The organism is Burkholderia sp. Ac-20379 (assembly GCF_017104645.1).
Classification (GTDB): Bacteria; Pseudomonadota; Gammaproteobacteria; order Burkholderiales; family Burkholderiaceae; genus Burkholderia.
This window is the reverse complement of record NZ_JAAGPF010000702.1, coordinates 1-1,073: the sequence shown is the minus strand read 5'-3', so window position 1 is coordinate 1,073 and position 1,073 is coordinate 1. Positions and strand designations below refer to the sequence as shown.

The 1,073-nt window shown below is 75.6% G+C and carries 1 pseudogene; it reads right to left on the bottom strand.

Annotated elements, in window-relative coordinates:
• Positions 1-1,073 (bottom strand): annotated as a pseudogene (locus G3N92_RS34085) (malto-oligosyltrehalose synthase); the annotation flags it as partial.

Here is a 1,073-nt window from a genome sequence, read left to right as displayed (position 1 = left end):
GAACGTGGCCGCGTGCCGCGCGCGCAGGCCGAGCAGTCGCGCGACCAGCGCGCGCTTGATGCGCGCGTCGGGCCAGGTGCGCAGATAACCGGCCAGCTCGCCGTCCACGGGCGTGGCGCGCCGCGCGTCGTAGGCGACGTCGCGGCGGTTGTCGGGATCGACGAGGCTGAAATCCCACGCGTCGGTGCCCTGATACAGATCGGGCACGCCGGGCGAGACGATCCGCAGCGTGGTTTGCAGCAGCGCGTTGACGACGCCGGACGGTGCGATGCGCGCCACGAACGCATGCAGCGCGTGCGGGAAATCGTCGTCGCCGCGCGGCGTCAGGATCTCGCGCACGAATGCCTCGCAGGCGGCCTCGTAATCGGCGTCGGGCGCGAGCCAGCCGGTTTCGCGCTTGGCCTCGCGCAGCGCCTTGGTCTGCCAGCCGACGATGCGATCGGCGAACGCGGCCAGGCCATCGGCGCCGTCGGCGCCGGGCGCGGGCGGCCACCTGCCGGCCGGCGTCTGGTACAGCCTCGCCTCGGCGGGGCGGCCCGGCGCGGGCGATGCGCCTTCGGCGGGCGCGCGCCGATACCCGGCGTTGCGCACATGCCAGGCCTCGACGGCCGCGCGCCACGAGGCCGGAATCTCGCTCAGCACGGCGAGCCGCGCGCGCACGTCCTCGCCGCGCTTGTGATCGTGCGTGGCGGTGGCGAGCAGCGTGCCGGGCGTGAGCCGCGCGCGTTCGAGGTTGCGTGCGTGGAACGCGTCGGGCGACAGCGCGAAGCGCTCGGCGTCGGCGCCCACTTCGTTGCGCGACAGCAGCCGGCCGTAGCGGTAGCAGGCGGTGTCCTCCACGCCCTTGGCGGCGAGCGGCGCGCTGAGCCGCGCGAACGCGAGCTGCGCGCGCAGCGCGAGCGCCGGATCGGGGGCGGGCGCGGATTCGTCGGGAATACCGACGATCTCCGGCCAGCCGAGCCAGCCCACCACGCGATCGAGCACGTCGCGATCCGTGCGCGGCAAGGCCGCGCGCGCGGCGCGCCACGCGGCCTCGACGAATGGCCGGTCGTGCGCGCGCTCGCCGCCGGCCA